This window comes from Polaribacter cellanae (genome assembly GCF_017569185.1).
Classification (GTDB): Bacteria; Bacteroidota; Bacteroidia; order Flavobacteriales; family Flavobacteriaceae; genus Polaribacter; species Polaribacter cellanae.
In genome coordinates, this window is record NZ_CP071869.1 from 1,022,721 (window position 1) to 1,036,401 (window position 13,681).

The following is a 13,681-nucleotide window of genomic DNA, read 5'->3' on the forward strand; positions in this document are numbered from 1 at the left end:
TTACTTCTGCTAAAATACCAAATCCAATTCTAAATTTCTATAATTTTTGAATATCTTCGCTTATATGATTTCAGTTTTAATTGTTGGTAATGGAAATGTTGCAACGCATTTGGTAAACGCTTTTTCTAAAGTAGATACTATAAATGCGATTCAAGGAAATTCCAGAAGTTTAACAAACATTCCAAAAGCAAATCTTACAATTATTGCAGTTTCAGATGATGCAATTGCCAAAGTTTCTTCAAAAATTAAAAACTCTTTTGTGGTGCATACTTCTGGGAGTTTTGCTATGGAAAATTTAAAAAACACATCAAACAAAGGTGTCTTTTACATGTTGCAAACTTTTTCAAAAGATAAAAATGTCGATTTTTCTGAAGTTCCTTTTTGTTTGGAAGCTGAAAATAAAAATGACTACAAACTACTAGAAACCGTAGCAAAATCAATCGGAAAAAAAATATATAACGTAAATTCAGAGCAGAGAAAAGCTTTACATGTTGCTGCTGTTTTTGTAAATAATTTTACAAATCATTTTTATAAAATAGGAAAAGATATTTGTGAAGAAAATGAGGTTCCTTTTGAAATTTTACAACCTTTAATTGAAGAAACAGCATTAAAAATTAAAACATTATCTCCTGAAAAAGCACAAACAGGTCCTGCCATTAGAAATGATAAAAAAACAATAAAAAATCATTTAGATTTGCTGCATAAAGAACAACAAAAAATATATAAATTAATCACAAAGTCGATTGTAAATTCAATTAAATAAAAGAAGACATCTCCTTGAGTGCAATCGAAAGGCTTTAAAATATAATTATGGAAATTAGCTATAAACAATTATTACCCAAAATAAATACCTTAATTTTTGATGTGGATGGTGTTCTAACAAACGGAATGGTAACCATTATGCCAGATGGAGAATTGGTAAGACACATGAATATAAAAGATGGTTATGCTTTAAAAACAGCTGTTAATAAAGGTTTTAACGTGTGTATTATTTCTGGCGGAAGAAACGAAGGTGTAAGAACTCGTTTGGCAAACTTAGGTATTAAAGATATTTTCTTAGGCGCTCATGATAAGATTATGCAATACAATCAATTGGTAGAAAAATACGATTTACAACCAGAAAACGTATTGTATATGGGAGATGATCTTCCAGATTTCCCAGTGATGAAATTAGTAGGAATGCCTTGTTGCCCAAATGATGCGGCTCCAGAAATTCAGCAAATTTCTAAATATATTTCTTACAAAAAAGGTGGCGAAGGCTGTGTTAGAGATATAATTGAACAAATTCTTCGAGTACAAGGAAAATGGGAGAATAATTTCAACGCAAAATACGATTAAACTTTTTTCCCTATTTTTGATACTTTTGGAAATAAAAACTTAACAACTATGAAAAAGATATTTTTAACAACTTTACTTTTTATTTTAACTTTTACTATAAATGCACAAACTATTTTCGGGAAATGGAATTCTAGAAACGACAAAGGTGTCGTAGATTCTGTTTTAGAAATTTACAAAAAAGAAGGAAAAGCTTACGGAAAAGTTGTTAAAATTATGAATCCTGATAGAAAAGATGCACGTTGTGTAGATTGCGAAGGCGAATTTAAAAACAAACCCATCTTAGGTTTAGACATCTTATCTGGTTTAAAGAAAGACGATGATGAATGGTCTGGAGGAACCATTATAGATCCAAGGAACGGAAAAACATACAAATGTTATATTAAACTTGTAAAACCGAATAAACTAAAACTTCGTGGTTATATTGGAGTTTCACTTTTTGGAAAAACAGCTTATTGGGAAAGAGCGAAGTAATTTTTCTTCTAAAAATTACTGCATAAAAAATCCAAAAAATATGAAGAATACCCATTTTGCAATTCATAAATCTTCGATTTTACCCAAAAGCAAATTATTAAATAACATTTTAAATGGTAAACATTCTTTACAAATTTTAAAAGCAAAAAAAGGTTTCTTATTTTCTTACTCAGTTTTAGAAAAACTGATGAAAATTGAAGCAAAACACAATACCAACACACTTATAAAAAACAGAAGCATTCGTTCTTTGTCAAGAGGAGAACAACAAAAAGCATTACTCAACTATGCAATGCTACAAAAACCGCATTTTTTAATTTTAGACAGTCCTTTTGAAAGTTTAGACATAGCTTCTGTAAAATTATTAAAAGAAAAACTTGTTAAGTTATCTTCAGAAATAATTATTCTTCAAATTTTTAATAGAAAAGAGGAAATTCTACCTGTAATATCTCGTGTTTTAGAAATTGAAAATGATAAAATAAAAAACCAAATTCCAATTGAAAACTATCATTATAAAAATGAGACCTTTATTTTTGATGGAGAAATTCCAAAATCGATAATCGTTTACAAAGACATTAAAAATACAATAATTTGTTTTAAAAATGTAAATGTTTTTTATGATAAAAATCAGGTTTTAAATTCGATAAATTGGACGATTCATAAAAACGAGTTTTGGCAAATAATTGGCCCAAATGGATCTGGAAAATCGACTATTTTATCCATGATTTATGGAAACAACGTAAAAGCTTACGAACAAGAAATTTATTTATTTGGCAAGAAAAAAGGAACAGGAGAAAGTGTTTGGGAAATAAAAAGGAAAATCGGTTATTTCAGTCCTAATTTATTAGAATTATTTCATAGAAAACAAACTGTAAAACAAATGATTTTATCTGGTTTTTATGACAGTGTTGGTTTGTATCAAACACCTTCTACATTCCAAAAAACCACAGCAGATAACTGGATTCAATTACTAAACTTAGATAGTGATAAAAATACGGCTGTCCAGAATATATCTGTTGCGAACCAACGTTTGGTTTTAATTGCAAGAGCAATGATAAAACATCCACCTTTATTAATTTTAGACGAACCTCTTATTAATTTAGATGAAAAAGGAACCGCAATTGTGGTTGCTTTAATTAATAAAATAGCCAAAGAAAGCAATACAACTGTACTTTTTGTTTCTCACAGAATTGTAAATGATTTGCAACCAGACTTTACCTACGAACTTACGCCAACTAAAAATGGTTCTTTAGGAAATGTTAAAAAAGATGTTTAGTTTTTCTCCTCTAACATAGGTACAAAAGCAAAATCTCCTAATTCGTGTTTTTCGAATTCTTTGGGAGATTTTCTAATGAAAAGCGTCATTATTTGTGTTTTATCGCCCACAGGAATTAGCAACTTTCCTCCTATTTTTAATTGCGATAATAATGGATTTGGAACAAAAGGTGCTCCTGCAGTTACAATTATTTTATCGAAAGGTGCTTTTTCTCTGAAACCTTTATAACCATCTCCAAAAATAAATTTCTTAGGCTTGTAACCTAGTTTTGGTAAGAATAAAGACGTTCTTTTAAACAGTTCTTTTTGTCTTTCTATGGAATAAACTTCCGCTTTTAATTCTAATAAAACTGCAGTTTGGTAACCAGAACCTGTGCCTATTTCTAACACTTTATCTTCTGGCTTTATTTCTAAAGTTTGCGATTGAAAAGCAACTGTATAAGGCATAGAAATGGTTTGATCTGCAGCGATTGGAAATGCTTTATCTTGGTATGCATGATCTTCGAAACTAGAGTCTATAAATAAATGCCGTGGAATTTTACGTATAGCATTCAATACATTTTCGTCGATTATACCTTTTGCTTCTAACACATTAGCAAGCTGATTTCTACGTCCTTGATGTTTTGAGGTGTCTTTCAATTGTAAGAGATTTCTGAAACCTAAAAATAGTAATAAATCTAAATACATTCCTATAAAATCGTATCTTTGTTTTTGTTTAAATTTTTATAGTCTTACAATTAGTATATGTCCATTCGAGCATTATTGAACTCAAAAAATATTTTGAGTGAAAATGGGGGACAAAGTTCTTGAGAACAAATTATAAAATTAACAATAAAATCTCTCGACTGCGCTCGAGGAGACAGAATAAAAAATAAAATATTTATGTTAAAAGCTGGAGTTTTAGGTGCTGGACATCTGGGAAAAATTCATTTACGTTTATTACAACAATCAGAAAAATACGAACTGGTTGGTTTTTACGACCCATTTATAGAAAATGCACAAAAAGTTGCCAAAGAATTTGGTTACAAATTGTTCGATTCTATGGAGAGCTTAATGGATGCTGTGGAAGTTGTAGATATTGTAACTCCCACTTTATCTCATTTCGAGTGTGCAAAAATGGCGATTGAAAAAGGCTGTCATATTTTTGTTGAAAAACCAATTACAAAAACTGTTTTAGAAGCAGAAGCAATTAAAACATTGGCAAGCCAAAATCACATACAAGGTCAAGTTGGTCATGTAGAGCGATTTAACCCTGCTTTTACGGCTGTAAAAAATAAAATAAACAACCCAATGTTTATTGAAACACACAGGTTGGCAGAATTTAATCCAAGAGGAACAGATGTACCTGTGGTGCTAGATTTAATGATTCATGATATTGATATCATTCTTTCTGTGGTAGATTCTAAAGTGAAAAACGTACACGCAAGTGGAATCTCTGTAATTTCTGAAACACCAGATATTGCCAACGCAAGAATTGAGTTCGAAAATGGTTGTGTTGCAAATTTAACGGCAAGCAGAATTTCGATGAAGAATATGCGTAAATCAAGATTTTTTCAAAAAGATGCATATATTTCTGTCGATTTCTTAGAGAAAGTTTCTGAAGTGGTTCGAATGAAAGATGTTCCTGAAAAACCAGATGAATTTGCTATGATTTTACAAAATGCGGAAGGCATTAAAAAACAAATTTATTTCGACAACCCCGAAGTTGAAGCAAACAACGCCATTTTAGACGAATTAGAATCTTTTGCGGATGCAATTGAAAATGGAACAAAACCTGTTGTTTCTTTAAGTGCAGGAACAGAAGCTTTACGAGTTGCCCAAATGGTAATTGATTGTTTTTAGTGAGGCTTCATTCTTAATCCTTCCCAAAGGGAAAGAAATACTCTTAAGGAGAGACTTCAATAATAAATGTATAAACCTTGAACTTTTAGCAATTTAAAATAATTTTTTAATAACAAAATTTTTATTCGCCCGAGTAAAAATTCCTTCCTTTTGGGAAGGTTAGGATGGGCTTTTTTTAATATGAAAAACATAGCAGTAATAGGTGCTGGAACCATGGGAAATGGAATCGCACATACATTCGCACAATTTAACTACAAAGTACATTTAATCGACGTTTCGCAAGAAGCTTTGGACAAAGGAATGGCAACAATCTCTAAAAATTTAGATAGAATGGTTGCCAAAGAAAAAATTTCTGAAACTGACAAAAAGAAAACTTTGGCAAATATTTCTACTTTTACAGCGATAAATGAAGGCGCAAAAAATGTTGATTTAGTTGTAGAAGCAGCCACAGAAAATGTGTCTTTAAAATCGAAAATATTTAAAGAGCTTGATGAAGTTTGCGACGAAAACACAATTTTGGCAACAAATACCTCTTCAATTTCTATTACACAAATTGCAGCAGTTACAAACAGACCAGAAAAAGTAATTGGAATGCATTTTATGAATCCTGTACCAATTATGAAATTGGTGGAGATAATTAGAGGCTACAACACATCTGATCACGTAATGAATACGATTGTAGATTTATCTAAAAAGGTGCATAAAATTCCAGTAGAAGTGAATGATTACCCTGGTTTTGTTGCCAATAGAATTTTAATGCCCATGATTAACGAATCTATAGAAACATTGTATAATGGTGTTGCTGGCGTTAAAGAAATAGACACAGTTATGATGTTAGGAATGGCACATCCAATGGGACCTTTGCAATTGGCAGATTTTATAGGTTTAGATGTTTGTTTATCTATTTTAAATGTAATGCACGATGGTTTTAAGAATCCAAAATATGCTCCTTGCCCTTTATTGGTAAACATGGTAATGGCTGGAAAATTAGGTATAAAATCTGGTGAAGGTTTTTATGATTACTCAGAAAATAGAAAAGCAGAAAGGGTTGCTAAAATGTTTTCATAACTACTATAATGAAACATAAAATAATCCTTTTTTTACTTCTTTTCTTATCTATTTTTAAAATGATGAGTCAAGAGGTGAAAAAAGGATTTCTTTTTCCCAAAAAAGTTGGTTTTCTCTATAACAATGCAAATGAAAAAAACTTTCTTTTTGATGATAAAGATTATTCCTATACCACAAATACTTTCAAGTTTCAAGCTTTTTACGACTTAGGAAACTGGAAAAATTTACATTTTGAATTGATTGTACAACCTCAAATTCAGGCTTTAAAACATCAACTATTAAACGAGCAATTTGTTACGCCAGGTGAAACTAATTATCTGGAAAAAAGAGAAGAATTTACCGCCTTAAAAACAATGCATTTGTATGCTTTTGAATTGGGTTTTGTAGTAAAGAAAAAAATACTAAGAAATTTAGATATTCAATTAACTGTAGGTTTGGGTGTTGGAACGATTGACACCAGAACAGAGCGTTTAGCCAAGGGGTTCACCTTTATTGAAAACGGTTCTTTAGGATTTTCCTACAAAACCTCAACAAAAACATATTTATATATAGGAAGTAATATTGGTCATGTTTCAAATTTCGATACACAATTACCTAATAATGGTTACAATATTGTCGGTTTTGAAGTTGGATTTTCATATAAATTACAGTAATATCTTATACTGTTTGAACTAAAACAAAATAATTGAAATTTAAAAAATCCTGTAAAATTTTATAGTTTTACAGGATTTATTTTTTTATTGAAATTATACTTACAAGGTTTTAAAAACCTTGTAAGAGATGTTTTCTACTATTTTCCTAACCAAGAATTTAACATCCAGATGGTTTTTTCTTGTTCTGCAATAAAATCGCTCATCATAGAATTTGTTCCTTCGTCATTTGCTTCGTCAGACACGTCTAAGATTTCTCTTTCGATTTTTAATAATTCTGACAATGAACTTACAACCAAATTTACAGCTTCCACATCGTTAGAAACGTCTTTTCCAACAGGTACAGAAGAATGGTTTATATAATCTGTAAAAGTGTGTAATGGTTTACCTTGCAAGGTTAAAATACGTTCTGCGATATCATCTATTTTAACTTGAGAATCTGTATAAAACTCTTCAAATTTTACATGCAATTCAAAGAAATTTTTCCCTTTGATATTCCAATGCAATCCTCTTAAATTCTGATAATATATTTGAAAGTTTGATAATAATCCGTTTAAATTATCTACCAAATTTGCACTTTCCTTTTTGTCTAATCCTAATATTGATTTGCTCATTTTATTTGAATTTTTATATTCCTAATTTTCAATAGCAAATTTATAAGAAATTAACCGTAAGTTACTATAATTATTATTGATAGTTTTAATACCTTTATCAAAATCTACTATAACAATGACAATTACCCAATTAAAATACATTTTATCAGTATCCGAATATCAAAATTTCACAATTGCTGCAGAGCATAGTTTTGTTACACAGCCTACTTTAAGTATGCAAATTCAAAAATTAGAAGAGGAGCTTGGAGTAAAAATATTTAATCGTTCTAAAAAACCAATTGAATTAACAGAAGTTGGAAAAAAGATTGTAGAACAAGCAAAAGTAATTGTAGATGAAAGCAACAGAATTTTAGATATTGTACATCAACAAAAAGGTTTTATTGGAGGTGAATTCAAATTAGGAATTATCCCAACCATAATGCCTACTTTATTGCCAATGTTCTTAAATAATTTTACAAAAAAATACCCGAAAGTAAAATTAATTATTGAAGAATTAACGACAGAAGAAATTATTAGAAAGTTAACAGATGGCCATATAGATGCTGCAATTGCTGCAACTCCTTTAGAAAACGAAGCGATTAAAGAAAGACCCCTATATTACGAGCCTTTTGTTGGTTTAATTCCACAAAATCATCGTCTTTTTAATGAAAAAGTAATCGCTCCTAACGAATTAGAAATGGACGATATTTTACTATTAGAAGACGGCCATTGTTTTAAAGAAAGCGTAATTAATTTATGCCGAACTTTTAAAACAGATAATAAAAAATCGTTCCAATTGGCAAGTGGAAGTTTCGATACTTTAATAAAATTAACCAAAGAAGGTTTGGGTATGACATTGCTCCCTTATTTACATACTTTAGATTTAAACGATGTAGACAAATCTCACTTGCGTGAATTTACAAACCCACCACCAGCAAGAGAAGTGAGTCTAATTTATCATAAATCTCAATTAAAAATGCAACTAATTGAAGCTTTAAAAAAGACGATTGATGCTGTTGTAAGGGGTGCTATTTCTTTTTCTGATGTAAAGATTATTAGTCCTTTAAATCAAAAATAACAACTATTTTCCTGTTTTTGTCAATGAGGCACCCTAGTAAAATTTATCGATAATTTCGATTAGCTCTTTTTGGTTTTCGTCCATTTTTAGATTGATGTTTTTAGTATGTAAGGATTCAGGTAATATAATTTCGATTTGATACATGTTGTGTGTTAGCTCGGCCGCTTTCTCTACCGACAAAGGGTATTTTTCTATTTTTAATACCCTCTCGAGCTCTTTGTATATAGAATAAGCGACAAATGACAAACAAATATGGGCTTCGATCCTTTTTCTTTTTCGATGGTAGATAGGACGTATCCTTAAATCTGTTTTCGACATCCTGAAAGCCTTTTCAATATGCCACAAGTTTTTGTAGTTATTGATTATTTCTTCAGAGTTCAAGCTGCAATTGGTAATATACCCTTTTAGACCGTCCCATTTTTTATCTTTCTCAAATTTGTCCCTATCTATGGTTACTTTTATCTCGCCTTCAATTTTCAAATACTTGTTGTAACCTCTGTTGTTTATGCTCGATTTGGTAAGTTTGCCTGTTTTTATCTTTTTCTCTAATCTTTCCAGTCCTTTTTTGCGATTGTGCCCATCTTTTTTAGCTCTTTTGTCAGAATGGGCAATGATCAGTTTTACATCTTCGGATTTATCTATTACGGCAAATTCGTTGTTTTTCAAATTCGATTCGAAAATTTTTGTCTTGATCTCACCGGATTCGTTTTTGATTCTTGCACCAAGTATGAACTCGTAGCCGTTTTCTAGAAGTATTCCGATGTTTCTGGAAGTTAACAGGCCTGCATCGGCCACTACGACTGGTTTTGATAGATTGAACTTTTTGCTGATTTTTTCAATAGTTGGAATCAGGGTATGCCCTTCGTATATATTACCTTCAAAAACATCATAGCCAATGGAATAACCTTCAAGACCGACCAACAGGCCCAAAAATATTTGGGGATTACTGTGCTTTCCGTCTTTGCTAAAGCCTGTTTTACGCAAATCGTCTTCATCGCTGGCCTCAAAGTAAAGCGTGGTCATATCGTAAAACACAATGCCGATATTATTGTTTGAAATACGCTTTGTGTGGGCAAAAGAGATTTGCTCGACAGTGTCCTTCAATTCGTCGTTCAGTTTGTCTAAAAAACGATAGACCGAACTTATTTCAAGACTGATTCCTTGATAACGGTAAAGATATTCAATGGTTTTAAGCTTACTCAGGGGAAAAGCCAATCGGGCAATGACCAAATGCCGAAAAAGCTCTTCGCTTATGGTGTTGAAGCCAATATGGTCAAAGATCTTACCGAAGACCAGTTCTGGGCCAATGGTACGTATCTGTGCATTTCCGACTTCGCTCAAAAAGGACTCCAACAAAATATCCTTTTCCAACATGAACAAACTTGGATTGGATTCCAGACGGCGAATTTCCTGTTTAGCTTTTTGTACATTGCTTGAAATAGTTTCGGGTATTGAAGAACTGCCAAAAGATTTTACGACTTTATATTTTCCGTGAGATTTGGATATAATCTGAACACTAACGCTACCCAACTTGTTCCTCTTTTGCCTTATAAACATAAGGCTAAATTAACAAAAAAAAAAAAACGAGACACCCAAAACCTGACTTCCTAAATTATAAATCGTATAAAATCAGGTAGTTAAGAGAATTTTGTTTTGGCATGACGAAAACAGGAAAAAGTTTATTTCATTTTCAGCGGTTTTAAATTCACAATCCGTAACTAGATTTCGTATATCCTTTAAAGCTTGCTTCGTGAGTTTTATTCCTTTTTCAGCTTTTACCAAGATGTCTTCAGTCTCTATTTCCAATATGTTCAATTCATCATCAAGTTTTCTTACAATTTCTTTATAAATTTTCATTTTGTAGTGTGTTTAATATGAAATAAATCTTCATAGAACCTAAATATTACTAGTGAGAATTACCTTTGATATTTAGTCCAGTTTTGCAGAAATGAGAAAAGACAGCTTTTAGATAGAAACACGAATATCTAGTCTTAGACTAAATAGAATATTTTTGCACATTGAATTGAGTAGAAATCTCTTTTCCGGGGATTAAATATGAGGTATCTATTCCTTTCATTTCCTTATGAATTGCAGTACTTATAGAACCATTTAAAATAACAGAAAAGACCTTATTTAATGTGAGTTCGATTTAAGCAACGCTCAAATTAGGTAAAAATCTTTGAATTTTAATACTTGGTTTAGTATCAAGAAAAGAATAAGCAGTTAAACCAGCGATTAAATTTCCAATAAAATTATCAAAGGATCGATGCCTAGAATGTTCTATTTGACAAGTGTTTTTTAACACATCATTTACCGATTCAATAATAGCTCTTTTTCTAAGATAGACTGTATCCATAAAATCGAGAGCTTTCTTTTTCATATTCTTCCTCAATTTGGTGACCAGATGAATACCGTCAACAAATAATCTGTCAAATAAATCTTTTCCCAAATAGCCTTTATCGCCATATATTTTCCCAAATATTTTATCATGAAAGTTTTTGTTTTTCAAAGGGTATCTGTCATCTACATTGGCTTTAGTAATCAAAAAATCAACTATTTGACCTTTGTCATTACAAACTAAATGTAGCTTAAAACCATAAAACCAGCCCAATGTTCCGTAGCTTTTTTCGGCTATGCCTTTAAATACTTGATGTTGTTTTTCTCTTTTGTAGTGACACACTTTAATAGCGGTAGAATCAATAAAAGATATGCCCGAGCATTTACCTAATCCGCGAAGTTTTAGATACACAGCTAAGGGTCTAATTACTTGTTTTTGTAATTCTACAAAGCGATTATAGGAAACGGTTTCAGGAAAAAAATCTTCCATGTGTTTACACACGTAAAAAAGATAAAAGTGTTTTAAATTACGGTAGGATTTTAAGTGAAAAATAACCATAATGGTCATCACTTCACTTTTACTCATTTTTGACTTTCGGTGGCGTTTTTTTGGTAGTGAAGTGTCTGAAATACTGTTTTGAGTTAAAACAGTATCAAATTCTTTCATAAAATCGTCTAGATTACAAAAAATTTCAATAATTTTAGTGTCAGAAATCATAAGCAGAATAATTTTAGTTAATTGATTTTCAATACCTTAATTTACTAAAATTTCTGCTTTTTTCACTATAAAAGTTTAACTTTTTATATCGAACTCACGTTAGTTATATTACACACCCAATTCCAATTGGTTTTTCACAAGATTAAAATAATCTGATTTATTGTTTACCAACTTTTTATGATTCCCAGTTTCAACAATTTCACCTTTCTTAAGAACAATGATTTGGTCTGCATTTTTCACGGTAGATAACCTATGGGCTATGATAACTACGGTTTTTCCTTTAAAAAATTCATAAAGGTTATCATGGATAATTTTTTCGCTTTCAGCGTCCAAGGCACTGGTAGCCTCATCAAAAAAGATATAATGAGGATCTTTATAAACGGCTCTGGCAATGCGAATACGTTGCTGTTGCCCACCGGACAAACCATTGCCAGCAGCTCCTATTTTGGTTTTTAAACCCAGGGGCAACGAGGCAATCATGTCTTCCATATCAGCAACTTTCAAGGCGTTTTTTAATTTATCTTCATCAATATTTTCATCACCAGTGGCTATGTTACGTTCTATGGTTTCAGAGAAGATATAACCATCTTGTATAACCACGCCCGAATTTTCTCGAATGCTTTTGGGCGAAAGTTCTAAAATAGTATTGTAATTATAGTAAATCTGTCCTTGTACAGGGTCATAAAAACGCAGCAATAACTTCATCAAGGTTGTTTTTCCGCTACCGCTCGCTCCCACAATAGCGGTTACTTTGCCTTCTGGAATCAACATATTGATACCCTTTAATACAAAAGGAGATTTTGGCCCCTCGTACTGGAAACTTACATTTTCCAAACGGATGCCTTTTTCAATACCATTTTTTTGAAAATTATTTTGTAATTCAATTGGTTTTTGATGCTCTTGCTCTTCCGTTTTATGGGTTTGTACCTCGTTTAAACGCTCCAAGCTTAATTTGGCATCTTGTAAAGAGCGGAAAAAGCTGACCAATTGGTTTACGGGAGAGTTCATCTGCCCGATGATATAAGAAATACTTAACAAGGCTCCTAAAGTCATGCTACCCTGTACCACATAGGTAGCCGCTAAAAAGGTGACGAGAATATTTTTTAGCTGGTTTAGAAAATTAAAGCCTGAAAGTTGGACTTGGTCCAATTTTAAAATACGTATGTTGAGCTTAAAGAGTTTTTGTTGGATACCTTCCCATTCGTTGCGTTTAAAATCTTCAAACTGGTTGAGCTTAATTTCCGTTACCCCATTGAGCATTTCGTAAATGGATTCCTGATTTTCGCTCTGTCGTTGAAAACGGTAGTAATCCAATATTTTTCTTTTTTTTAGCCAATAGAACGACCAGATAATAGACAATACCGTTAAGGTTAAATAAGCCAATAAAATTTTAAAATCATAATGCCAAAGTACCCCGAAAAACACCAAAAAAGTAATGATGGAAAAAAAAGTAGTTAGGCTCTGCGAGGTCAAAAATTGTTCTATTCTTTTGTTGTCCTGAATACGTTGCCGAAAATCTCCCATCAATTTGGTGTCAAAAAACTTGATGGGCAATTGCAGCATCTTTTTTAAAAAATCGGATATGATAGTTATGCTAATATGCGTACCTACATAGAGCATGAGCCAATTGCGAAAGATGTCAATGATAATGGACCCCAGAAAAACCCCAAGCTGTGCCAAAAGGATGATACTGATAAAATTGAGGTCTTTGGCATTAACTCCTTTGTCAATTAGGGCTTCTGTTAAAAACGGAAATATTAACGTGAGACCACTACCTGCCAACAAAAACAGGAACATAAAAGTGAGCTGCTTTTTATAGGGAAGAAGATACTTAAAAAGGTATTTTATGGATAGTTTATCTTCTTTGGGCGGGTCTTTTTTATAAAATGCCTCTGTAGGTTCCAAAAAAAGGGCTATCCCCTCTTTACTTTCAGTATACCATGATTTCTTGAACGAATCTTCATTTAATTTAATTATACTATGACGTGGATCAGCAACATAAAATAATTTAGAGTTAAAGAGTTTTGAATTTTTAATTTTATATAGAACGACATAATGATTTTTGTTCCAATATATAATACAAGGCAACTGGGTTCTGCTTAAATTATCTAATGAAAGTTTCCCAGAAAATGTATTGAAACCAATTTGTCTTGAGGCCTCACTCAAACCCAATAAAGAAGCACCTTCACGAGTTACATACGAAATATTCCTCAAATATTTTATAGAATAGCTCTTGCCATAGTGTTTACATACCATACTTAGACATGCAACTCCACAATCCTTTTTATCATGTTGAGGAATAAAAATCATGACA

14 protein-coding genes are annotated in these 13,681 nt (G+C 31.6%); 8 read left to right on the forward strand and 6 right to left on the reverse strand.

Features of this window, described 5'->3' with window-relative positions; genetic code table 11:
* Positions 1-64 precede the first annotated feature (64 nt).
* The 4 genes from J3359_RS04745 to J3359_RS04760 are packed head-to-tail and all read left to right on the forward strand — an operon-like array spanning position 65 to position 3,082.
* Positions 65-763: a Rossmann-like and DUF2520 domain-containing protein gene (locus tag J3359_RS04745; RefSeq protein WP_208079599.1), complete on the forward strand. Its 699-nt coding sequence runs from the start codon at positions 65-67 to the stop codon at positions 761-763.
* Positions 764-810: 47 nt separating this feature from the next.
* On the forward strand, positions 811-1,338 hold the full coding sequence (locus J3359_RS04750) for a KdsC family phosphatase (protein WP_208079600.1): 528 nt from the start codon (positions 811-813) through the stop codon (positions 1,336-1,338).
* A 48-nt stretch (positions 1,339-1,386) separates the two neighbouring features.
* Positions 1,387-1,809 carry a DUF2147 domain-containing protein gene (locus J3359_RS04755; RefSeq protein WP_208079601.1) on the forward strand — a complete coding sequence of 141 codons (423 nt, stop codon included), beginning with the start codon at positions 1,387-1,389 and terminating at the stop codon, positions 1,807-1,809.
* Between the two features lie 40 nt (positions 1,810-1,849).
* A complete protein-coding gene (locus J3359_RS04760) occupies positions 1,850-3,082 on the forward strand; it encodes an ATP-binding cassette domain-containing protein (RefSeq protein ID WP_208079602.1) in 1,233 nt (410 codons plus the stop codon).
* Here J3359_RS04760 and J3359_RS04765 read toward each other — a convergent pair.
* Positions 3,079-3,720: a protein-L-isoaspartate(D-aspartate) O-methyltransferase gene (locus J3359_RS04765; RefSeq protein ID WP_208080411.1), complete on the reverse strand. Its 642-nt coding sequence runs from the start codon at positions 3,718-3,720 to the stop codon at positions 3,079-3,081. The two genes, J3359_RS04760 and J3359_RS04765, sit on opposite strands and share 4 nt — an antisense overlap.
* A 243-nt stretch (positions 3,721-3,963) precedes the next feature.
* On the opposite strand from J3359_RS04765, the gene J3359_RS04770 reads away from it, so the two are divergent.
* The 3 genes from J3359_RS04770 (at position 3,964) to J3359_RS18270 (ending at position 6,644) form a co-directional block, all read left to right on the forward strand.
* Complete coding sequence (locus J3359_RS04770) at positions 3,964-4,923, forward strand: Gfo/Idh/MocA family protein (RefSeq protein WP_208079603.1); 960 nt, start codon at positions 3,964-3,966, stop codon at positions 4,921-4,923.
* A 180-nt stretch (positions 4,924-5,103) separates the two neighbouring features.
* Positions 5,104-5,991, forward strand: coding sequence for a 3-hydroxybutyryl-CoA dehydrogenase (locus tag J3359_RS04775; protein ID WP_208079604.1), 888 nt, complete (start codon positions 5,104-5,106; stop codon positions 5,989-5,991).
* Positions 5,992-5,999: 8 nt separating this feature from the next.
* Entirely contained in the window at positions 6,000-6,644 is a 645-nt protein-coding gene (locus J3359_RS18270) for an acyloxyacyl hydrolase (RefSeq protein ID WP_243765984.1), read from the forward strand.
* Positions 6,645-6,781: 137 nt separating this feature from the next.
* On the opposite strand, the gene J3359_RS04785 is transcribed toward J3359_RS18270, so the two are convergent.
* A complete protein-coding gene (locus tag J3359_RS04785) occupies positions 6,782-7,255 on the reverse strand; it encodes a Dps family protein (protein WP_208079605.1) in 474 nt (157 codons plus the stop codon).
* Between the two features lie 115 nt (positions 7,256-7,370).
* On the opposite strand from J3359_RS04785, the gene J3359_RS04790 reads away from it, so the two are divergent.
* Positions 7,371-8,312: a hydrogen peroxide-inducible genes activator gene (locus tag J3359_RS04790; RefSeq protein ID WP_208079606.1), complete on the forward strand. Its 942-nt coding sequence runs from the start codon at positions 7,371-7,373 to the stop codon at positions 8,310-8,312.
* A gap of 33 nt (positions 8,313-8,345) precedes the next feature.
* On the opposite strand, the gene J3359_RS04795 is transcribed toward J3359_RS04790, so the two are convergent.
* From J3359_RS04795 to J3359_RS04810, 4 genes are all read right to left on the reverse strand, one after another.
* Positions 8,346-9,869 (reverse strand): IS1634 family transposase, encoded by a 1,524-nt coding sequence (locus tag J3359_RS04795; protein ID WP_437440107.1) that lies wholly within the window; start codon positions 9,867-9,869, stop codon positions 8,346-8,348.
* 72 nt (positions 9,870-9,941) lie between these two features.
* Positions 9,942-10,169 carry a hypothetical protein gene (locus tag J3359_RS04800; protein WP_208079608.1) on the reverse strand — a complete coding sequence of 76 codons (228 nt, stop codon included), beginning with the start codon at positions 10,167-10,169 and terminating at the stop codon, positions 9,942-9,944.
* 292 nt (positions 10,170-10,461) lie between these two features.
* On the reverse strand, positions 10,462-11,367 hold the full coding sequence (locus J3359_RS04805) for an IS982 family transposase (protein WP_208079609.1): 906 nt from the start codon (positions 11,365-11,367) through the stop codon (positions 10,462-10,464).
* A gap of 108 nt (positions 11,368-11,475) precedes the next feature.
* A complete protein-coding gene (locus J3359_RS04810) occupies positions 11,476-13,677 on the reverse strand; it encodes a peptidase domain-containing ABC transporter (protein WP_208079610.1) in 2,202 nt (733 codons plus the stop codon).
* Positions 13,678-13,681: the final 4 nt, after the last annotated feature.

Coding starts and splice junctions, on each gene's coding strand:
- J3359_RS04750 (WP_208079600.1), top strand. CDS start 811: ATGGAAATTAGCTATAAACAATTATTACCCAAAATAAATACCTTAATT.
- J3359_RS04805 (WP_208079609.1), bottom strand. CDS start 11,367: ATGATTTCTGACACTAAAATTATTGAAATTTTTTGTAATCTAGACGAT.
- J3359_RS04810 (WP_208079610.1), bottom strand. CDS start 13,677: ATGATTTTTATTCCTCAACATGATAAAAAGGATTGTGGAGTTGCATGT.
- J3359_RS18270 (WP_243765984.1), top strand. CDS start 6,000: ATGAAACATAAAATAATCCTTTTTTTACTTCTTTTCTTATCTATTTTT.
- J3359_RS04755 (WP_208079601.1), top strand. CDS start 1,387: ATGAAAAAGATATTTTTAACAACTTTACTTTTTATTTTAACTTTTACT.
- J3359_RS04785 (WP_208079605.1), bottom strand. CDS start 7,255: ATGAGCAAATCAATATTAGGATTAGACAAAAAGGAAAGTGCAAATTTG.
- J3359_RS04745 (WP_208079599.1), top strand. CDS start 65: ATGATTTCAGTTTTAATTGTTGGTAATGGAAATGTTGCAACGCATTTG.
- J3359_RS04770 (WP_208079603.1), top strand. CDS start 3,964: ATGTTAAAAGCTGGAGTTTTAGGTGCTGGACATCTGGGAAAAATTCAT.
- J3359_RS04800 (WP_208079608.1), bottom strand. CDS start 10,169: ATGAAAATTTATAAAGAAATTGTAAGAAAACTTGATGATGAATTGAAC.
- J3359_RS04775 (WP_208079604.1), top strand. CDS start 5,104: ATGAAAAACATAGCAGTAATAGGTGCTGGAACCATGGGAAATGGAATC.
- J3359_RS04790 (WP_208079606.1), top strand. CDS start 7,371: ATGACAATTACCCAATTAAAATACATTTTATCAGTATCCGAATATCAA.
- J3359_RS04795 (WP_437440107.1), bottom strand. CDS start 9,869: ATGTTTATAAGGCAAAAGAGGAACAAGTTGGGTAGCGTTAGTGTTCAG.
- J3359_RS04760 (WP_208079602.1), top strand. CDS start 1,850: ATGAAGAATACCCATTTTGCAATTCATAAATCTTCGATTTTACCCAAA.